This window comes from Bacteroides sp. D2 (genome assembly GCF_025147085.1).
Classification (GTDB): Bacteria; Bacteroidota; Bacteroidia; order Bacteroidales; family Bacteroidaceae; genus Bacteroides.
The window spans coordinates 2,815,219-2,836,329 of the sequence record NZ_CP102261.1; the positions used below are offsets into that span (position 1 = coordinate 2,815,219).

14 protein-coding genes are annotated in these 21,111 nt (G+C 42.1%); 6 read left to right on the top strand and 8 right to left on the bottom strand.

Features of this window, described 5'->3' with window-relative positions:
* Positions 1 to 72: 72 nt before the first annotated feature.
* The 3 genes from NQ505_RS09850 to recJ are packed head-to-tail and all read right to left on the bottom strand — an operon-like array spanning position 73 to position 4,697.
* Complete coding sequence (locus NQ505_RS09850; RefSeq protein WP_004297267.1) at positions 73 to 1,035, bottom strand: tetratricopeptide repeat protein; 963 nt, start codon at positions 1,033 to 1,035, stop codon at positions 73 to 75.
* A 40-nt stretch (positions 1,036 to 1,075) separates the two neighbouring features.
* Complete coding sequence (locus NQ505_RS09855; RefSeq protein ID WP_004324713.1) at positions 1,076 to 2,986, bottom strand: ATP-dependent DNA helicase RecQ; 1,911 nt, start codon at positions 2,984 to 2,986, stop codon at positions 1,076 to 1,078.
* Positions 2,979 to 4,697 carry a single-stranded-DNA-specific exonuclease RecJ gene (gene recJ / locus NQ505_RS09860; protein WP_004305474.1) on the bottom strand — a complete coding sequence of 573 codons (1,719 nt, stop codon included), beginning with the start codon at positions 4,695 to 4,697 and terminating at the stop codon, positions 2,979 to 2,981. Before recJ ends, NQ505_RS09855 begins: the two co-directional genes overlap by 8 nt.
* A 232-nt stretch (positions 4,698 to 4,929) precedes the next feature.
* Between recJ and NQ505_RS09865 the strand changes: the two genes are divergently transcribed.
* The 6 genes from NQ505_RS09865 (at position 4,930) to NQ505_RS09890 (ending at position 14,990) form a co-directional block, all read left to right on the top strand.
* Entirely contained in the window at positions 4,930 to 5,460 is a 531-nt protein-coding gene (locus tag NQ505_RS09865) for an RNA polymerase sigma-70 factor (RefSeq protein WP_009000286.1), read from the top strand.
* Between the two features lie 179 nt (positions 5,461 to 5,639).
* Positions 5,640 to 6,575: a FecR family protein gene (locus tag NQ505_RS09870; protein WP_009000287.1), complete on the top strand. Its 936-nt coding sequence runs from the start codon at positions 5,640 to 5,642 to the stop codon at positions 6,573 to 6,575.
* A gap of 173 nt (positions 6,576 to 6,748) precedes the next feature.
* The gene (locus NQ505_RS09875) at positions 6,749 to 10,306 is read left to right on the top strand and encodes a TonB-dependent receptor (protein ID WP_009000288.1); all 3,558 of its coding nucleotides are present in this window, start codon (positions 6,749 to 6,751) and stop codon (positions 10,304 to 10,306) included.
* A 21-nt stretch (positions 10,307 to 10,327) separates the two neighbouring features.
* Positions 10,328 to 12,076, top strand: coding sequence for a RagB/SusD family nutrient uptake outer membrane protein (locus tag NQ505_RS09880; RefSeq protein WP_004324718.1), 1,749 nt, complete (start codon positions 10,328 to 10,330; stop codon positions 12,074 to 12,076).
* Positions 12,077 to 12,087: 11 nt separating this feature from the next.
* Positions 12,088 to 14,088, top strand: coding sequence for a phosphodiester glycosidase family protein (locus NQ505_RS09885; protein ID WP_009000289.1), 2,001 nt, complete (start codon positions 12,088 to 12,090; stop codon positions 14,086 to 14,088).
* 41 nt (positions 14,089 to 14,129) lie between these two features.
* Positions 14,130 to 14,990, top strand: a complete 861-nt coding sequence (locus NQ505_RS09890; protein ID WP_009000290.1) for a phosphodiester glycosidase family protein — start codon at positions 14,130 to 14,132, stop codon at positions 14,988 to 14,990.
* A gap of 277 nt (positions 14,991 to 15,267) precedes the next feature.
* On the opposite strand, the gene NQ505_RS09895 is transcribed toward NQ505_RS09890, so the two are convergent.
* The 5 genes from NQ505_RS09895 to NQ505_RS09915 are packed head-to-tail and all read right to left on the bottom strand — an operon-like array spanning position 15,268 to position 21,111.
* Positions 15,268 to 16,008 (bottom strand): hypothetical protein, encoded by a 741-nt coding sequence (locus NQ505_RS09895; RefSeq protein WP_004323596.1) that lies wholly within the window; start codon positions 16,006 to 16,008, stop codon positions 15,268 to 15,270.
* 17 nt (positions 16,009 to 16,025) lie between these two features.
* Positions 16,026 to 16,595, bottom strand: a complete 570-nt coding sequence (locus NQ505_RS09900; RefSeq protein WP_009000291.1) for a hypothetical protein — start codon at positions 16,593 to 16,595, stop codon at positions 16,026 to 16,028.
* A gap of 56 nt (positions 16,596 to 16,651) precedes the next feature.
* On the bottom strand, positions 16,652 to 17,947 hold the full coding sequence (locus NQ505_RS09905; RefSeq protein ID WP_004311051.1) for a phenylacetate--CoA ligase family protein: 1,296 nt from the start codon (positions 17,945 to 17,947) through the stop codon (positions 16,652 to 16,654).
* Complete coding sequence (locus NQ505_RS09910; RefSeq protein ID WP_009000292.1) at positions 17,931 to 19,628, bottom strand: C45 family autoproteolytic acyltransferase/hydolase; 1,698 nt, start codon at positions 19,626 to 19,628, stop codon at positions 17,931 to 17,933. The genes NQ505_RS09905 and NQ505_RS09910 overlap by 17 nt, the downstream gene beginning before the upstream one ends.
* Positions 19,621 to 21,111: a phytoene desaturase family protein gene (locus NQ505_RS09915; RefSeq protein WP_009000293.1), complete on the bottom strand. Its 1,491-nt coding sequence runs from the start codon at positions 21,109 to 21,111 to the stop codon at positions 19,621 to 19,623. The genes NQ505_RS09910 and NQ505_RS09915 overlap by 8 nt, the downstream gene beginning before the upstream one ends.

A 21,111-nucleotide genomic window follows, 5' to 3' on the forward strand; every position in this document is an offset into this window, starting at 1 on the left:
AATTTTCTGTTAGATGCAAACAAAAAACGATACTTTTTTTGTTTTCTTGCCTAAAATAGATGAAAAGGATACTTAAAAGATGCCGGGAAGTGCTTCAGGCTTTGGTCCCAGGTTCTTGAATTCTCCGTTCAGACCAGCTTCCTCTTTCGGATTCAATTCCAGAGATTTCTTCATGTCCTCTACCGAACCGTCCTTATCACCATTCAGTAATTTAGCACGTCCGCGTTCTTTGTAGGCTTCCGCAAAGTTCGGATTCAGCTCGATGGCTTCATCAAACAGGCCGATGGCTTCCGTCAGTTTTTTCTGGTTGATATAAAGTTGCCCTAAATAAAGGTATGCCTGTTCGTTGAACGGGTTTATTTCCGTCACCAGTTTGTAATCTTCTTCTGCCTCTTCGTCCTTGCCGTCTGCTTCTTTCACTTTTCCGCGCAGGAGCATGGCTGTCTCTTCTTCCGGATTCTGGGCGAGCACAGCATCTATATCTTCCATCATATCTTTATACTGTTTCAGGTTCATCAATGCTTCCGCGCGTAATAGGCGAGCTTCAATGAAATCATCTTTCAAAGTGATTGCTTTGGTGAGATGGGCAATAGTCATCAGGTCGTCATCCTGTCCCTTACGGGCTTTCCCTAATAGATAATGAGCCACGGCATTTCCTTCTTCGATGGCAATCGCTTTATTGGCAGCTTCTTCCATAGCCTGATAATCTTCCTGGATGAAGCATACATTGGCCAGTGTCAGGAAAGTGCTTGTGACGTCAGGTTCCATAGCAGCCATCTTTTCCAATAGCTCGCGGGCCTTTGCCGTTTCCCCCATCTGGATGTAGAGTTGGCTAAGATAGCCCATTGTTTCAAACTCTTCCTTGATGGCAAGAGCTTCGATAAAACATTTTACTGCATAATCCGGACGTCCCATGCGTTGCGCACGTAAACCGTCGTATTTGAAAATCTCGAAATTTTTCTGATCGTTTTTCTGTTTTTCACTTTCCGGAGTTTCCGACTTACCGGAGAAGAAAGATTTAAAAAAGTTCGGCATGGTGTGTTATTTTTGAGTTACTCTTTGCAAAGGTAGTAACTTATTTTGAAATATGTATCATTCCATCCTGCATCTTCCATTCACCTTCCTCCAATAAATATTGGATGACTTCGCTGATGCTCTCTTTTTCCGCTTCTATCTTATCGGCTATTTCTACTGGTGTCAGCGGTTTCTGGGTGAGTAATTCTGATATTTTCTTTTTCAGTTCCTCGAAATCGAAAGAATTCTCGGTCAGGGCATCGGTTGCACGGTGACTAAGACAAACATCGCATTGTCCGCAGTTGTGCTCGTTCTTCTCTCCGAAGTAACGGAGCAGCATCCGGCTCCGGCACACATTCTCCGAAGTGACATACTCTTCCATCGCTTTGATGCGGGCTTCATACCGGGCTTTGCGTTCTTCGTAGACGGAAGGAGGAATATGCACAAAACGAAGTTCCTGCCGTTCGCGGGTGTATATAATATAAGGTGTCTTTTTGTGCGGAATGTAATCCACGATACGACGTTTGGTAAGCGTGACCAGTATATTATAAATTTGTTCGCGGGTCAGTCCGGTACGTATGGACAGGGTTGCTTCGCTGATATAGGCATAGTCGGTGAATACTCCGGTGTAAGAGCGGAGAATCGTCTGTATCAGTGCTTCGGCTTCCGTTCCCATTTCTCGCAATTTGTATAGTTCGTCCCGGCGAATCGTGAAAAGAATACGAGAGGCATTATCCTGTTCGTCCGTATATTCCAGATAGCCGGCTTGAGTCAATATTTTCAGTGCACTGTCTACCGGAACCGGGAAGTATTTGAACTTCCGGCAAAACTCTTCCAGATTAAACTCGCGGACACATTGGAAACCGTCGCCCATTGCCATCTGATAGTAATACTGCAAATGTTCGTAGACATTGAGAATATACTCCTTGTCGGGGAAAGTATCCACAACGCGCCTGTGCAGCGTCGTTCTGTCCGTTTTGGTGTATAAGATTACAGCATACGCTTTTTCACCATCCCTTCCTGCACGACCGGCTTCTTGGAAGTAAGCTTCGAGAGAGTCGGGGAGATCGAGATGCAATACGATGCGCACGTCGGGTTTATCAATCCCCATTCCAAAGGCATTTGTCGCTACCATTACACGAACTTCTCCGCTTTGCCAGCGTTTTTGGCGGAGATCTTTTACGGCATTATCCAGTCCGGCGTGATAGAAGTCGGCGGTAATATCTTCGTTTACCAGTAACTCGGTGATTTCTTTGGTGCGTCGTCTGTTGCGGACATAGATAATGGCACTGCCGGGTATCTTTCGTAAGATATGCAACAGCTCTTGAGTTTTGTTATCCGTTTGTCGGACGATATACGCCAGGTTTTTCCGTTCGAAGCTCATGCGGAAAACATTCTCTTCACGGAAATCCAAGCGGGCTTGAATATCCTTCACTACTTCCGGAGTGGCGGTCGCCGTAAGTGCCAATACCGGAATTCCCGGTAGCAATGTCCGTATTTCGGCAATTTTCAGGTAAGCAGGACGGAAGTCATATCCCCATTGTGAGATACAGTGACTTTCGTCGACCGTAATCATGGAGACTTTCATTGATCGCAGTTTGGTACGGAATATGTCCGTGTCCAGACGTTCCGGAGAAATATAGAGGAATTTATAATTACCGAAGATGCAATTCTCAAGAGCAGTGAGAATCTCCTGCCGTGTCATGCCTGAATAGATGGCAAGCGCCTTGATGCCGCGTTTACGTAGGTTTTGCACCTGATCTTTCATCAGGGCGATGAGAGGAGTAATGACAATGCAAATCCCTTCCTGGGCGAGAGCAGGCACTTGAAAAGTGATGGACTTACCGCCTCCGGTCGGCATAAGTCCCAGTGTATCTTTGCCTTCGCCGATACTGGTGATGATCTCCTCCTGCAAGTCGCGGAAGGAGTCATATCCCCAATATTGCTTTAATATCTCCTGATACTTATTCAATCGGCTTTATATCCTCGATTTGAAGTTGTACTTCACCACGCTTGTGCGTGTTTTCTTCAATGGTGTAACAGATGTCGAACGAGCGTTTCGTTTTGATATAACGTACGTGTGAGCTCTGTCCGAACGCGATACCGTTCATTACATTATTCGATTTATTATCGACCAGTTCGAGTTTGATATGTTCCTGATCGCGTCCCACCACTTTACTTGTTCCGTAATCATAAACATGATGAGTGCAGAAAATAGGTTTCGTGTTATCAGGACCGAAAGGATTAAACTTTTTCAGGTCGCTGAAGAACTTGGATGAAATATCCCTGAAATCTATTTCAGCATCAATCTCGATAACGGCACTGGTTTGTTCCGGTAAGATATGCTGTGAAACGTATTCTTCGAATCGTTTGGTAAAGGCATTCACGTTTTCCACTTTCATCGACAGTCCGGCGGCGTATGTATGTCCCCCGAAGTTTTCCAGCAGGTCGCGGCAATGCTCGATTGCTTTATATACGTCAAAGCCGGAAACTGAACGTGCGGAACCTGTTGCCATATCATCCGTCCGGGTCAGTACCACGGCAGGGCGGTAGTACACTTCTGTCAGACGGGAAGCTACGATACCAATCACTCCTTTGTGCCATTCTTCGTTGTAGAGCACGATGGAGCGGCGATCGGCTAATCCTTCCAGATTGGCAACGATGTTGTTTGCCTCTTCCGTCATACTCTTGTCGAGGTCTTTCCGGGTTTCATTGTACTGGTTGATTTGTCCGGCTTTCTCAAGTGCTATCGAGAAATCTTTTTCCGTCAGCAGGTCTACGGCTTCTTTTCCGTTTTGAATACGTCCTGATGCATTGATGCGCGGTCCGATTTTAAACACAATATCGCTGACGGTGATTTCCTTTTCAGAAAGTCCGCATACGTCGATAATAGCCTTCATACCAATGCTCGGGTTACTGTTCAGTTGCTTCAGACCGTGGTAGGCGAGGATACGGTTTTCACCCATAATCGGAACGATGTCCGATGCAATACTCACGGCTACAATATCAAGCAAAGGAATCAGGTGGTGGAACTCGATACCATTACTGATAGCGAATGCCTGCATAAACTTGAAGCCGACTCCACAACCGGAAAGGTGAGTGTACGGATACGTATTGTCCAGGCGTTTGGCGTTCAGAATAGCTACGGCAGGCGGAAGCACATCATCCGGTACATGATGATCGCAGATGATGAAATCAATCCCTTTCTCTTTGGCATAAGTGATTTCCTCTACTGCTTTAATTCCACAATCGAGTACAATAATCAGTCCTACACCGGTTTCTGCGGCATAGTCCACTCCTTTTTTAGAAATGCCATACCCTTCATTGTATCGGTCGGGTATGTAATAATCAAGGTTCGAATAGAACTGTTGAATAAACTTGTAGACCAATGCTACGGCAGTAGTACCGTCTACGTCATAATCTCCATAAATTAGAATACGTTCTTTCTTTCCCATCGCCCTGTTCAGACGTTCTACTGCAATATCCATATCCTTCATCAGGAACGGATCATGCAGGTCGGGCAATTGCGGGCGGAAAAACTTCTTGGCATCTGCTGCCTTTGTAATTCCCCGCTGCACCAAAAGTTGTCCAAGTATCGGGCTAATCCCTAGTTCCTGGGCCAATGTCTGGCTTGTCTCTGCCTGTTCGGGTGTAATGGGTCGATAATTCCATTTGTGATTCATTTTATATATTGTTTTTTCTTTTTCTGTTCTCAAGGGTTGAAAAGGCACTTCTTTCCAACAAGGGGTAAAAGTACGAAAAAAAGCGGAAGTGTATAGTAGATAAGACGAAAATATTTCAAGACTGGCTTTTGGAAGATAACTTCTTTTAGCTATCTTTGCTTCGTTAACAAAAGTCTAAACAGGTGAGAAATACGCTAAAATGAGAAGACAAAACGGTGCCATAAGCTCTAATATGACATTTGATGATATCTATATTGAGTATTATCAACGTTGTTTCTTGTTTGCTAAATCCTATCTTCACGATGAGATGCAGTCGAAAGATATAGCCTCTGAGGCAATGATAACTTTATGGAGTACGATGAAGACTGAAGAGGTGAAAAATATCCGTGCTTTTTTGATGACTGTGGTAAAGAATCAGGCCTTAAACTACCTGCGAAATGAGCATCTGCGGATGGAGGCCAGGGAAAACATCCTGGATGATGAACTTTACGAACTTGATTTCCGTATCTCTTCTCTTGACTCTTCCGATCCTAACCAACTTTTCTCTGAAGAAATAATCGCCATTGTTAATCATACTTTAAATGAATTGCCGGAAAAAACAAGAAGGGCATTTATGATGAGTCGATATGAGAATAAATCGATGAAAGAAATCGCTGAATCATTAAATGTGACAGTGAAAGGGGTAGACTATCATATTGGCAAAGCGTTGCAAGCTTTAAGGAAGAACCTCAAAGATTACCTTTATACTCTACTTTTTTTCTAATAGAATACCTTACCGATAAAGTTCTCCTTCGGCATTGATGCATATCCTCCTCGGCATTGATGAACAAATGAAGGACCTCAAAGCACTTTTTTTATTTTTCTTCTAGTGAAGTTTGTAAGTAGCGTGTCTTATATATGTAAGCCCTCAAAAAGCTTATGTCTTAACCCCAAGGAAAAAGTATGGATACGAAACTATTAAATAAATATCTTGCAGGAGATGCTCTTCCCGAAGAAAAGAGAGAAGTCGTGCGCTGGATGAAAGAAAGTGAAGAACACCGTGAACAACTGATGCAAATGCGTCATATTTATGACGCTACTATCTGGAATGGTAATTTGCAAGAAAAAAAGGCGGAAAATAAGAAAATTATGATGCGTTATCTTTGGGCCTCTATGAAGATAGCGGCAGTCATTGCCATGATTGCTTTTATTATTCATAAGGAATATCAAGAGTATCGGTTTGAACACTCTACTGAAATGCAGATGATGACGGTTCCCGCAGGGCAAAGGGCTAGCCTGGTTTTGGCTGACGGGACAATTGTCTGGTTGAACTCCAACTCTACTTTAAAATATCCGGCTACCGGATTTCATGCCAAAGAGAGGAAAGTGATTTTGGAAGGAGAGGGGTATTTTGAAGTGGCTCATAACGAGAAACATCCTTTTATTGTTGAGACCGAGAAATATGATATCAGAGTATTGGGAACTACTTTCAATGTCTCGGCATATCCTAACTCCGGTTTATTTGAAGCTTCTTTGATAGAAGGTAAAGTCACCGTATACCATCCTGAAACGCAAAACGAAATAATCTTGAATCCACATGAAAAGGTGGAAGTTAGAGACGGGAAACTTTATAAAGAGACCTTTACTTCGGATCATGATTTCTTGTGGAGGATGGGTATTTATTCTTTTAAAGATGAACCGTTGGAAACTGTCTTTAAGAAATTAGAGCAATATTATGAAGTGAAGATCATTAATAAAAACATAGAAATAACTTCTCATCCGTGTACCGGTAAGTTCCGCCAGAAAGAAGGAATCGAACATGTGATGAGAGTATTGCAGAAATACATCAAATTTAATTATATACAGGACGACGAAAAGAATCAGATCATAATCTATTAACCCTAGTATTTAATCTAAAAAAACACTGAAAATGAGAGCAAGAGAACCTGCCCGTTTAAAACAGAAATATCGGTAAGTGTTGCAGCACTTACCGATATGTGAGAAGTCAATAAAAAAGACTCGTCATCTGTTACAAATCTTTATGTATTAACTTAATAACTCTAGGCAAAGATATGAAAAATAATCTTTGGTGTGGACGTATTGTCCATAGAAAAACACACTGTACTCAAATTTTAAGAATTATGAGGTTAACTGTCTTTTTCCTGTTATTCATTGTTTTTGAGACATATTCCTTGAATGTCCGTTCTCAAAATCAGAAAGTAACGATGAATAAAGGTACCGCAACACTATCTGACATTATCAGGCAGATTGAAAAACAAACAGACTATTTGTTTATCTATAATGAGCATGAGATTGCTTTAGACAAACGAATAGCAGTATCTACTCGGGAAACCACGGTTGCCGAAATTCTTAATAGAGTTTTGCAAGGAACAGGTTTCTCGTATACGATGGAAGGCAACCATATTATTCTGGTGAAAAGTATGGAGAAAATGAAAAACGTAACTCTCGGTCGGAAGATAACAGGAACTGTGAAAGATGATTTGGGAGAGGCTATTGTCGGTTGTAATGTAGCTGTTAAAGGTGAGAAAATAGGAGCCATCACCGATATGGATGGAAGATATACTATCGAGGTTCCGGACAATAGTATATTGGTTTTCTCATTTTTAGGTTATAAGAGCGTTGAATCTCCCGTCAAGAATAATTCGGTTATCAATATAACCATGCAAGAAGACTCCAGATCTTTGGAAGAAGTGGTGGTTGTAGGTTATGGAACACAGAAGAAAGTGAATTTGACAGGTGCTGTATCTGTGGTAGAAGGAGATCAATTGGCAGGGCGTTCTGCTTCGACTATGTCTCAATTACTGCAAGGAGCAGTTCCTAACATGACTGTCTCTTTTTCTTCAGGTCGTGCGGGAGATGGAGGTTCGTTTAATATCAGAGGTGTAAATTCCATTAGTGGTTCTGCCAAACCGTTGGTCCTTATTGATGGAGTGGAGGGAGATGTGAATCGTGTCAATCCGAATGATGTCGCCTCTGTTTCGGTCTTAAAAGATGCGTCGTCTGCGGCAATTTATGGAGCACGTGCCGCCTATGGAGTTATTCTGGTAACTACAAAGACGGGAGAAAAAGGCAAAGTCACTCTTAATTATAACGGACGATACAGCTTTAGTGATGTAACTACGTCGACAGATTATGAAACCCGTGGATATTATGCGGCCGGTATTAGTGATATGTTTTTCTCTACCTGGCAAGGGACACCATTGCTCACATATACGGAAAAGGATTATCATGAGTTGTGGATCAGGAGAAATGATAAGACGGAACAACCCGAACGGCCCTGGGTAGTAACTGAAAACGGACAGTATAAATACTATGGGAATTTTGATTGGTATAATTATTTATATGACCATAAACGTCCGACGCATGAACATAATGTAAGCATTTCCGGTGGAAGTGAACATTTGAAGTTCCGGCTTTCCGGAGGATATTATAATCAGAAAGGAGTTCTTAAAATACAACCGGATAAGTATGAACGCTATAACTTCAAATCAAGGCTGGAAGCCAAAGTGACTCCATGGTTATCCGTCAGTAATAATACCTCTTATTTCAAATCGAATTACTCCTATCCGGGACTTGGTGGAGTGAATACAATATTTAAGAATGCAAGCTATCGTGCCTTGCCCATATTAGTGCCTGTACATCCTGATGGTACACTGGTGTATGAAACTAATATAATGAACTATACTTTGGCGGGTACCACTGTTGCATTATCCAATAAGAAACATAATAATAAAGATGAGATAGACGAGTTTATGACCACATTTGAAGTAGTTATAAATCCGGTAAAACATGTTGAAATCATAGGGAATTACACATATTCGAAATATGACAAGAAATGTACCAATAGAAGTGTAGACATGCAATACTCCAAGGTACCGGGTGTTACGATTACCATGCCCGAGAGTACAAGCGGAGGGAATAAACTGACTGTGTTGAATACAAAAAATCTGTATTATGCATATAATGCTTACGGAACTTATGGTAACTTGTTTGCCGGCTCTCATAATGTGAAACTGACAGGCGGTATCAACTATGAGACAAAATCTTATGAAGATCTGACTGTGAGTAAAGATGGACTGTTATCTGATGAATTGAATGACTTTAATCTGGCTAAAGGAGAAAATACAGTAGTCACCGGAGGAAAGAATAAATATGCTTTATTTGGCGTCTTTTATAGGGCAAATTATGATTATAAAGGAAGATACCTGTTTGAGGCGAGTGGAAGATACGATGGCAGTTCCCGGTTTAAAAAAGGCCATCGGTACGGCTTCTTCCCATCGTTCTCCGCCGGATGGCGCATTAGCGAAGAGCCTTTTTATGGAGCATTGAAAAATACAGTAGATAACCTAAAGTTACGACTGTCTTATGGAACTTTGGGCAATCAGCAAGTTGGTTATTATGATTATCTGCAGCAAATAGAAACAGGAAAAGTTCTTAATTATTCGTTTGGTGATAAAGAAAAAGCCTCGTATGCCTATGAAACCGCTCCTAATGCTTCCGACTTGACATGGGAAACCGTAGTTACTAAAAATATTGGCCTTGATATCGGTATCTTCAATAATAGATTGAATATTTCGGCAGATGCTTATATAAGGGATACAAAAGACATGCTAATGCCCGGCAAAGCATTACCGTCTGTCTATGGCGCAAAATCTCCTAATATGAATGCTGCTGACTTAAGGACCAAAGGTTGGGAATTGGTTGTTGCCTGGAATGACCGTTTTAATGTGATGGACAAACCTTTTAACTATGGTGTTTCGTTTGGAATCGGGGATAATGTCTCCAAGATTACGAAATATGATAACCCTAATAAAGAAATCAGCTCTCCTTATGTCGGTCAGAGACTGGGAGATATATGGGGGTATATGGTTGATGGCTATTTTGCGACAGATGAAGAGGCAGCTAATTATGGAGTAGACCAGAGTGTCGTAAACTATATCATCAACAATGCCGTTGTCGATAGAGGACTGCATGCTGGAGACATGAAATATCTCGATCTTGATGGCAATAATAAGATCGAACAAACTGTCAGTGCTAATGATATTAAGGACCAACGGATTATAGGTAATTCTCTTCCGCGCTATACGTACAGTATCAGACTTAATGCAGAATGGAATGGCATTGACTTTTCCGTGTTCTTTCAGGGAGTGGGGAAACAAGACTGGTACCCATCCAGTGATGCATTTGCCTTTTGGGGACCGTATAGTTCACCAGCACCAAGTTTCATTCCGAAGGATTTTTTGGCAGACGTATGGAGCGTAGACAATCCTGATGCTTATTTCCCCCGCCCCAGAGGATATATCGCATGGACTGATGGCCGTTCCTTGTCATCGGTTAATAACAGATACTTGCAAAGTCTTGCCTATTGCCGACTGAAAAACCTGACTGTGGGATATACGCTACCTGTTAAATGGTTATCAAAGATACATGTGCAGAAAGCCCGTCTCTATTTCAGTGGTGAGAATCTGCTCACATTAGACAGGCTGGATACGGATTATATTGATCCGGAAGCGGCTGCTGCCGGAACAAATTGGAAAACAGGTAAGACTAATGCACTCTCTTATCCGTTCTCAAAGACCTATTCTTTTGGTATTGATATTACATTCTGATAATAACTAATATATCTATATATGAAAACCAAGTTTAGTATCATATTTATGTGGTTGTTTACCATTCTTTTTATATCGTGTGATAAACTGGACCTTTATCCTGAAGACAGTTTGTCTCCAACCACCTATTTCAAGAATGAAAACGAACTTCAACTGTATAGTAATCAGTTTTACTATAATATACTGCCTACGGCAGCAGATATTTATAAAGATAATGCAGATGTATTGATTGTCTCTCCGTTGGATGATGAGGTGACGGGGCAACGGATCATTCCATCGACGGGTGGAGGATGGAATTGGGAGGCATTGAGAAGTCTTAATTTCTTGTTAGAGAATTCTCATAATTGTGAAGATCAAGATGTACGTAATAAGTACGATGCAATCACCCGTTTTTTCAGGGCTTATTTTTACTTTAAGAAAGTACAGCGATTTGGAGATGTCCCCTGGTATGATAAAGTACTGGATTCGTCTGATGCTGAACTGTTGTATAAACCCCGGGATTCCAGAGAGTTTGTGATGCAGAAAATTATTGAAGATTTGGATTTTGCTATTACTACTTTATCCAAAGATAAAGAACTTTACAGAGTCAGTAAATGGGCTGCATTGGCACTGAAGTCAAGAGTTTGTTTGTTTGAAGGCACTTTCCGTAAGTATCATGGGATAGCAGACTACGAAAAATATTTGGATGCATGCATTACTGCTTCCGATGACTTTATGAAGAATAGTGGATATAGCTTGTATAAAACAGGCAGTACTCCTTATCAGACTCTTTTTTCTTCCTTGAATGCCATTCAGCAGGAAATTGTTTTGGCTAGAGACTATAATGGGACACTGAATATCCGCCACGACGTGCAAGGTTTTGAAAATACAGCTTCGAAAGGCAGACCCGGATTATCGAAAAAGATTGTAAATATGTATTTGAATAAGAACGGTTCCCGTTTTACGGACATGCAAGGATATGCCACTAAGGTATTTTTTGATGAATGTCAGAACAGGGATCCTCGTTTGGCACAGACCATCCGTACTCCCGGATATATACGTCCGGGAGAAACGAAACAGTCGGGGCCTAATTTCTCTTCGGCAATGACTGGGTATCATTTAATTAAATATTCGGGTGCCACTAAATATGATGTTGGTGACACGTCTGAAAATGATTTTCCTATTTTCAGGACGGCGGAGGTTTTTTTGAATTATGTGGAAGCCAAAGCGGAAAGGGGAACGCTGGAACAGAATGATATTGACAGGACGATTAAATTAATAAGGGATAGGGTAGGAATGCCGAACCTGAATATGAGTGACGCTAATACAGGCCCCGATCCTTATCTGCTGAATGTCTATCCTAATGTCTCTGAAACGAATAAAGGAGTCATACTGGAAATCCGTCGTGAAAGAGTCATAGAATTGTTAATGGAAGGCTTCCGTTATTATGATTTGATGCGTTGGAAAGCGGGAAGTTGTATGGATGATGAGTTTCTGGGAATGTATTTCCCCGGTCCGGGCAATTATGACCTGAATCATGACGGAACCATTGATGTCTGTTTGTATAAAGGAGCAAAACCAAGTGGAGTAAATGCATTGGAGTTTCTGGAGATTGGGGTTACGGTGGACTTGACGGAAGGGGAGTCTGGAAATGTGATTTGCTACAAAGACGTTCCTCGCCAGTGGAATGAAGAACGGGATTATCTATATCCGATTCCCAGACAGGATCGTATTTTGACAAATGGAGTCCTGACACAGAACCCGGGATGGAATGATGGTTTAAACTTTTAATTTGATTGAGCATGAAAGAATATAGAATAATGATATTGTTGGTTTCTACACTTTTTACAATAGCTATGAGTTGTTCCAGTCAACTGGACAATGAAGATTTTAGCGATATGATAGGAAAGGGACAGAATTATACTCCTCCTCCTGTTCCGGTTGAAGAACCGACATTGAAGGACAAAGAAGGCTGGAAAATTGATTCCATTGATGGAAAGAGCTTTATATGGTATTCTTATAATAAAAGTGCTTTTAATGCCCGGCAACAAGTAAATGTGCTTGAAATCGACCTGTCGAGTCCTGACTACGAATTAGAGTTTGTTTCGGCTCCTCAACTGGATTCTTTGTCAAGTGTTGCTCTGAAACATGATGCGGTAGCCGGAATTAATGGTACGTATGAACTTGAAGCCTCTTTCGTAAAAGTCAATGGCTCAATAATTTCACCGATCACTCTTCCCGAAGGGCATTTAAGATATTGGAAACATGAAGGGGCCATAGCTTATGACGGCTATAAGGTTGAAATTGGATATGGAACAAAGGAATCATATTCCTATAATTCAATGCCTAACATATTCTCGGGAGCACCGGTATTAATAGATGATTATCAACCGGTGGGTAAAACATTTATTGGAGATATAACCGGAATCAACCTGAATTCCCTGGATGGAGAGGATTACCGAAGACATCAGGGAGTACGTCATCCCCGTACCGCTGTGGCTTTGACAGAACAGAATAAACTTTTGTTGGTAACAGTGGACGGTCGTGCGGATTTGGCGGCAGGAATGACTGCCAAAGAGCTTACCTCCTTTATAAACCAGTATTTTAAACCACAGCATGCCTTGAACGTAGACGGAGGAGGGTCTACAACGATGTATATACGCGACAGTAATCTTTCAGCCACAGATGTAGTCAACTATCCGTGTGATAATAAAAAGTTCGATCATTACGGACAACGCAGTGTCAGGACTTTCATCTTGGTAAAGAAGCATAGCAACGGGCAGTTGTTTGACTCTGGTGACGGTTCGGAGGATAATCCTTATATTATAAAAACGGCGAGACATATGCAGGATATGCATAAGGTCAATTATTCTAAAGGAATGGTTTATTTCAGAATGGAGGCCGATGTGAATATGTCAGGGATTGATTGGCAGGCTTTGAATGTGAGTGAGCCTTATGACAGACTCGTCCATTTTGACGGAAACGGGCATGTTATAAAAGGCTTGAAATCGCAAGGTAACTATGCCAGCTTGTTCGGGGTGTTATGTGGAGTCTGCAAGAATTTGGGAATTGTGGATGCAGATATTGTGGCACAAAATGGAGGCGGAATATTAGCCGGCTATGTAGGGATAAAAATCCCGACTTCGGATGTACTTACCGGAAGTGTAGAAAATTGTTATACGAGCGGAAAGGTATCGGGATTTGATATAATTGGCGGTATTTCCGGTAATATCGGTAAACCGAGCGGATCTGTGTATTCGTCCATTAAGAATTGTTATTCTACTGCCACAGTTACAGCGAAGAATGAAACAGGAAATTCACGTGCCGGGGGAATAGTAGGTATTGTCTGGGCTGGTGGTATATTGGAGAATTGCTATGCGGCAGGTGAAGTTATTTCAATGAATTCCGGAGCAGCAGGTATCGGAGCTTATTTTGATACTGCACCTAAAAGATGCGTTGCTTTGAATAAATTAGTGGAAAACAAGAAAAATGGTGTAAATTTGGGGCGTATTGCCGCCTTCATGGGAGCAGCTAATATGACGGTTGTTGATTGTTGGGCAACAGACGATATGAAGATTTTGAATGCCGGAGTACCTAAAACCGAATTTTCCGGTGAATTAGTCGGTGTGAAGCAACCCCACGATGGGGAAACTAAGTCGAAGGAGTTCTTATCGAATATGCAGAACTACCTTGATGCAGGATGGGGAAACTCATGGTATTACAAGGTAAATGCGAAAGGATATCCTATTCTGTTATGGCAATATAATCGGGAAGATTATAATACGGATATTACTGGTCATTAAGACTAATATATATTATACTTAACACATTTATTCGTTAGTTTATGAAGAAAAACTTGTTAATCGTCGTTATCCTGGCTGTGTGCTCCATTGGAATAGTAAAAGGGCAGACAGTAGCGGATTCATTGGCAATTGTATCTGCTTGTTGGAAGATAGAAAATCCTCAAAAAGGAATTGTATATAAGTATGCTTCTATCCCTCAATTATATCAAGGTCCCCAATCTATCAGCCTGATAGAAATTGATCCTGTTGCAGGTTTGAAAGTCGGTGTTGCCGTTTCGGATAAAATGAAAGAAACAAGTAAGATTGCTTCTGAATATAACGCCATTGCAGCCATTAATGGCTCCTATTTTGACATGAAACGGGGAAACTCGGTCTGTTTCCTGAAGACGGATCGCCAAGTTATTGATACAACGCTGCAGAGTGAGTTTAAACAGCGTGTCACAGGAGCCATTAGTGTGCGCAAAAGGGGAATGAAATTAATTCCTTGGAACAAACAGATAGAAAAGAATTATAAAGGCAAAGCAGGTACGATACTAGCTTCCGGTCCGTTAATGTTGAAAGACGGACAGGTTTGTGATTGGAACTCGTGTGAACCGAATTTTATCCGGACGAAGCACCCTCGTAGTGCTGTTGCTACTACTAAGGATGGAAAAGTCCTGTTGATGACGGTAGACGGGCGTTTTCCTGAACAAGCAGGAGGAGTGAATATTCCGGAATTGGCACATCTGATCCGGGTTTTAGGAGGTGAGGATGCATTAAATTTGGATGGAGGTGGATCTACTACTCTTTGGTTGTCCGGTGCATCGGATAATGGAGTCGTTAATTATCCTTGTGACAATGGGCGGTTTGACCATGCCGGAGAACGGAAAGTTCCTAATATTCTTTATATAACGCATCAATAACGTTTCCATTATTCTTCATTGTATTTAAGGTCTTTCAGTGCATAGATTAAGACTTTTCAGTGCAGAAACTAGTGACTTTTTATGCAGTCGGGTGGTCGTCCTGTTGTAACGGGACAATGGGCACTTTATAAAAAGACGAATGTCACCTTATAGGGTGACATTTATCATTCTATAAGGTGACTAGCTATCCTCAAAAGGATGAAAATTACTAAAGATACAAAATTAATTAGTGAAAAGCAATAGTAGGGTAAGAAATTTATCTGTATTGCAAACAGGCTTAGAATTCAAATCCGAATCTAGCTCCTACTCCATGTAACTCCCATGTATCATTCCAACTATTATGATAATAATGCCCTCCATAGCTGTAACTATAATCCGTTGTGGCGTCATAATCTTGGAAGTTATACATCAAAGCTAAATTCAAGGCCTTTTTCCCTTTTAAAGAAAAACGTACTCCTACTCCTATTGAAGCATACGCTCCTTCTATGTCTCCTACAGCATATCCGGCTTTTACGTCGGCGAACGGAGTCACTTTTTTGTTGATGAAGTTAGCTCTGAAGTTAGCATAGATGGGGGCTGCATAAAGATCTGCATCGGTATAGTAGTTGAAAGCAACGCCACCACCTACAAAGAAATAATTGTTGAATTGATAACCATGTGTGGTTGATAATTCAATTTTAGAGGCATTGTAGTCGCTCACATCGCCAATATATGCAAAGTCTACGAAACCCTTATAGCCTTTTAATGTATTTCTTGCGGCTTTGCGGTCGTTGGTATCCTTACGATAATCTCTTGTGTACCGCTCTTCTTTTGTGATTTTAGTCACATCACTCATCTGACAGATGATGAGGCTGCCATCACCTGTTTTGATTTTTAAAGAGACATTGGGCACTTGTTCAATGATTACTCCTTTAATAATGCTGCCATTCTTTAAATACACTACTTCTGTGTAATTCTGTGCTGCGACATACGTACTGATACTTAATAATAAGGTCAGTACTAATAGTAGTTTTCTCATACTTGTATTTTTATTGTTTATAGTTTCTTGAGTGCGCTATAGATAGAGCCTGCCCAATAGTTGCGCAATCCGAAACCACGTGCCTTGCCGTCGGTAATCCATTCTTCAATGATTTCCTTTGTTTCGGTATTGAAGAATACGACTTCATACGTACCTCTATTGTTTGATTTGTCCAGGAACTGTGCGATAAACACCATACCTACTCCGGGTGTTTTCTGGATAGGCAATGCGTTGATGGCTGCTTTGATTTGCTCTTTACTAAGAGTATATTCTCTTTTAGCAGTCATTAGCTCGGTCAGGTCGATGTTTTCGTTCACCTGATTAACGGCATCCAGTGAAATCTCTGTCACTTCTTTTTTCAATTGTTTTCCTACGTTATACTTCTTAGCTTCTGTGATGAACAGCTCATTGATACGTCTGAAAGCATCTTTGAATTGTGCCGGTGATTCATCTGCACCGAAAACTTTTACTTGGGAGTAGTCTACCCCATAGAACTTAATAGACTGAATGTCTTTCAATGCACTCTTGCCTTGTCCGAAACAGAACAGGCTCGTGCTCAAGAATAAGAATAGAATAAGTTTTTTCATATACGTTAATGTTAAAGTGATATAGTTGGTTACTAACTTCCAAAAGTAGAAAATAATTATCGTAAATCAATGAATTTTATCGTTTTTCGACTCATCGGAGGCATTTGTATCTTGGCAATGTACTCTGCCGATTCAAAATTGATGCTTGGCGCCACTCTGACTTTCGAACGGAACAGATCTTTAATCTCTTTGGCAAAGGCTTCACTACGGTTCTCGCTTCCGATACGAATCAGAATCTCATCCGTTCCCAATTCATTGGTATAAACTTCAATGATATAGTTTTTTACCGAAGGTATATTATCCAGAATGTCGAATAATGCAGGCGGATACAACGTCGTTCCTTTGTATTTAATCATTTGTCCTTTCCGGCCGAGGATGGAGCTTAGGCGGATGGTATTTCTCCCGCAACCACAGGGATCGGTGTGGTGGTAACAAATATCACCTGTTTTGAAACGGAGCAACGGCATACCTTTGACTCCGAGCGTCGTGATCGTCACTTCCCCTGCTTCTCCCTCTTCCACAGGACGATTGTTATCATCCAGAAACTCTACAATGATAAGTTCCGGTTGCAAATGCCCTCCGTGGAATTCATTACACTCGGTAAAGGACGACTGCATTTCGGTGGAGGCATAAGTGGAATACAACTGCAAGGCAGGCCATTTATCGTGTATTTTCTGTCCGAGCGTATTCAACTGGAATTCCTGATTGCGCAATGCTTCTCCGATACAGATGCACTTCTGCATGGAACAGGTATTATGGTTGATATGATTCTTTTCGGCAAACTCTATCAGTTTGATAAGGAAAGAGGGGACTACCATTCCACAAGTCGGATGTATCCGTCGAATTGTGTCCCATTGCAGTTCCGGGATGCCGTTGCCTACACGGATCACTCCCATACCCAGTTCGCGGGCTCCCATATAATATGCCAAGCCTGCCATGAAACGGCGGTCGATGGTAGTCATCAATTGAAGAATATCTTGCTTGGTGCATCCGGTGGTGGTGAAAGATAAGTATTCGTTGTAAGAAAGACGGTCCAGGTCTTCAGAGGTGAGAACGAAAGTGACCGGATCTCCCAATGTGCCCGAAGTCGTCACATAGTCGATAATTTCCTCTTTGTCTACGCAGATGAAATCATCGTTATGGAGTTGCAGGTCCGTCTTGGTAGTGACGGGGATCTGTTGCAAGTCTTCAATCGTCTTTATTTGATTGATATCAATGTGATGTTCGGCAAACATCTGTTGATAGAACTTGGAATGTGCTTGCAGGTAGGCTAACACTTTGGCTAACTGTTCTTCCTGATAGCTTTTGATATCTTCCGGTGAGCGGAACTGAATTTCAGGATTCTTTTCCATCTTTGGATTGTTTTTGAATTTTCTGTTGGATACGTTCTTTCTCTTGCAACTTGGGAATGGATTTCTTCAATGCCTGTTGCCAGTATGCAATGGCCTGTTTAGATTGCTGCATGGCCTCGTAGTAATCTCCTATTACTTCATATACATAGTATAGGGAAGGATTGGAGGCTTGGTGTGTTTTTAAAACAGATTCCTCTATCTGTTCCTTTTTTCTGATTTTCTTCAATAAAAGCGGAGTCAGTTTCTTATACGTGAGAAGATGCTGGAACTCCGGTGTGTCGATGAATTTATCTTCCGGAATGGTCAGGTCGGAACTGTATATTTCGTGTTGCCAATCAATCGTGTCTTTGAATATCTTATTCAGGTCATAGGCTACGTATTTCCCACATTGCCAGGGAGAGGTCGATACCCACATCAGCCGTTTCTCCGGTTGGAAGATGACGGAATGATGGGCAATAAACTGATTGATGGCCATTTCGTTGGCCAGTCCCAGGTCTGTGTTTTGCAGGCCTTTGTGGTCACGCAGGATAGAGGCGGCTTTGGAGACATCGATCGGAAGATCCTCATTAATGAGTTCCGTTAATCGTGCAAAACGGTATGGGCTGTCGGAAGTGCGGATATTTTCCATGTTTCGTTCGTCCTTGCTGAATTCTTCCGATTGGTAATGGTTGGTGCAGATGAGCCGATTGGCTTCTTTTCCGGTGAAAAGCACAGTTTTCTCCGGAGATTTCTCGATAATCGCGGCTTTGCCATCTTTGGCAGAACCTATCAATATGGATTCGGAGACGAATGTTTCCCGTTTTTTGGCGATGGCAAAGGCTTCATCAATAGTGGCTGCATATTGCAGAATCTCTCTGGTCAGGATGGAAATGGGGGTGGCGGAACCTGTGGGGACAGCAGATTTGGCAGCATTAATTGTCACGGTAAGACCTGTCTCGTTCATGCCGGATAACACTCCTATCATACCGGGCCATCCGACGGAAGCAAACCTGTATCCTTGCTCCGGTACATAAAAAGCCACCTGCTTGTTCTCTGCGAAGGCATCTCCTACATAGAAATCGAAGTTACGTCCGATCAGCAGGGATGAATCTGCACTTTGTGTTCCCCAAGTGGCGAACGAACTGCATCCCACTAACATATAATCTTGCATGGCATGTCCCAGGTCGTGTGCCGAATGGTAATTCAACTGGCGTTCGTAAGGAGTGCCGATGAAGTCGTATTCATGCGTACATGATAGCGAGATTCCGTAGATCTCGTCGCGGTATTCTTCGAGGACGTTCTCACCCAGATTACGGTTGAATAATACAATGAAGAACCGGAGGAATTTCAGATAACTGTCTGAAGGAACAATCTCACGAATCTGATCCACGAACACTTTCTCTTGATGGTGGAGCAGGTCGGAAGACAGTTGCCCGATAGCTTCTCCTCTCTGGAAAGCATCCCCTTTCACAAACAATTCCCATAAGCCGCTGTCGCTGTGCCGGAGAAAGTTATCTCCATAATGCCGGAGGTGGAGACTGTCTATATCAATCACTTTGTCTGTGGTCATGCTTTGCTCATGTTTGGGCGTTTGCATATCCGCAGAAAAGTAGAGATAGCTGATTCCGGCTATCAATAGAACGATGAGCGACAGGAAAAGGAAGCCCGTGTATTGGAGTGTCTTTTTGACTATTCTATGCATTTCCTACTTTTTTAGCCAGATATTCTTGTCCTACAAACTCCGCACAAGTCAGCATGGCAGTTAGTGTTACCCCTAATGCACCATGCACATTCAGGTTTTGACCGGTGAGAAAGAGATTTCCCAAGCGGCTTCTTGTAGATACGAAACCAATTTGCGGACATTTATAATCTTTGATGATCCCATACGCGGAACCATCCACTGTTCCTGTATAGTCCCGATAGCTTAATGGAGTAGTGGTATACATCTCTTCTATGTTTTCTGAAAGGTCAATGCCATGTCCTCGGATGAAGCGGAGAATCTGTTCTGCTTTCTCCTTTTTGAAGGATTGGTAGTCTTCTCCCCGATGTTCGGGAGTCGTGCCCTTCCAGGCAGACAGTTCATCTATATACATAGGTGTCAGGATGGAAATGACACTGGCATATTGACTGTCCTCGGAAGACGCTTGCATGGAAATCATACAGTTGGTGGTCCGTCCCGGATAGAGCAGTTTATCATACCACACTTTATTGTTCGCATGCAGATACAGGTTGCGGTTCTGATAAGGAGTGTTTTTTTTCTTCATTACCAGGTAGAGCGTAAAGATGCCGTAGGTATTTTCCAACGAACGGATGCGGGAAATATAGGCATTCTTGATGCTACGGTTTTTATCCAGTATCTCCAATGTCCGTTGGGGATGCATATTGGAGATGACGAAGTCGCTTTCCAGTCGCTCTTCTCCATTGATGATAACCCCTTGTACCTTTTCGTTTTCAACGATGATGCGGGTGGCTTCACTGTTATTGAGCACGGTCCCTCCGTTTGCCCGGATTACATTGATTAGCTCCAGACTGACTTGCATACTTCCGTCTACAAAACGGTAGGCGCCTTCAATATAGGAGTGATTAATCATGGCATGCTGGTAGAAAGTGGAGACATCTTTCAAACCTCCGTAGAGTAAAGCTGAACCTGCCAGTACATTTCGTAAGGCGGGGTCCGGAGTGATATCCGCAATCAGATGGGCGGCAGAGGTACAAAAGTATTTCATACCCTCCAAAGCGAGTGTGCCTTGTTTCAGGTGGTCTACGCTAATCAGGTTTCCGACAGCTTGAAGCTGTTCGGCATAGCATTTCAAGTTTTCTTTCTCATGCGGGAAGGAACGGCAGATGGTTTCAATAAACTGCGGGTATCCCATTGCATAATCGTATGTTTTTCCTTTATAGTAGATCGTATCAAAAGCAGCATCGTCCAAGCGTTTTATTTTCAGCTTGTCCATGATACCGAAATAGCGGAAATACTGGTTCATCACTTGACCCTCATCCAGGCTTCCTACATAATGAATACCCGTATCCAACAGATGCCCTTTTCGTTGGTAAGTCTGGAAGCATCCGCCGAATTGCGCATTTTTTTCTACTACGCATACGTTGAATCCCTCTTTGCTAAGAATCGCTCCGCATTCCAGTCCGCCAAGGCCGCTGCCGATAATGATGATGTCATATTTGCTCAT

Excerpts from the sequence above, each read along its gene's own strand:
- NQ505_RS09890 (WP_009000290.1), top strand. The coding sequence starts at position 14,130 with ATGAAGAAAAACTTGTTAATCGTCGTTATCCTGGCTGTGTGCTCCATT.
- NQ505_RS09915 (WP_009000293.1), bottom strand. The coding sequence starts at position 21,111 with ATGAGCAAATATGACATCATCATTATCGGCAGCGGCCTTGGCGGACTG.
- NQ505_RS09900 (WP_009000291.1), bottom strand. The coding sequence starts at position 16,595 with ATGAAAAAACTTATTCTATTCTTATTCTTGAGCACGAGCCTGTTCTGT.
- NQ505_RS09865 (WP_009000286.1), top strand. The coding sequence starts at position 4,930 with ATGACATTTGATGATATCTATATTGAGTATTATCAACGTTGTTTCTTG.
- NQ505_RS09850 (WP_004297267.1), bottom strand. The coding sequence starts at position 1,035 with ATGCCGAACTTTTTTAAATCTTTCTTCTCCGGTAAGTCGGAAACTCCG.
- NQ505_RS09885 (WP_009000289.1), top strand. The coding sequence starts at position 12,088 with ATGAAAGAATATAGAATAATGATATTGTTGGTTTCTACACTTTTTACA.
- NQ505_RS09875 (WP_009000288.1), top strand. The coding sequence starts at position 6,749 with ATGAAAAATAATCTTTGGTGTGGACGTATTGTCCATAGAAAAACACAC.
- NQ505_RS09870 (WP_009000287.1), top strand. The coding sequence starts at position 5,640 with ATGGATACGAAACTATTAAATAAATATCTTGCAGGAGATGCTCTTCCC.
- NQ505_RS09880 (WP_004324718.1), top strand. The coding sequence starts at position 10,328 with ATGAAAACCAAGTTTAGTATCATATTTATGTGGTTGTTTACCATTCTT.
- NQ505_RS09905 (WP_004311051.1), bottom strand. The coding sequence starts at position 17,947 with ATGGAAAAGAATCCTGAAATTCAGTTCCGCTCACCGGAAGATATCAAA.
- NQ505_RS09895 (WP_004323596.1), bottom strand. The coding sequence starts at position 16,008 with ATGAGAAAACTACTATTAGTACTGACCTTATTATTAAGTATCAGTACG.
- NQ505_RS09910 (WP_009000292.1), bottom strand. The coding sequence starts at position 19,628 with ATGCATAGAATAGTCAAAAAGACACTCCAATACACGGGCTTCCTTTTC.
- recJ (WP_004305474.1), bottom strand. The coding sequence starts at position 4,697 with ATGAATCACAAATGGAATTATCGACCCATTACACCCGAACAGGCAGAG.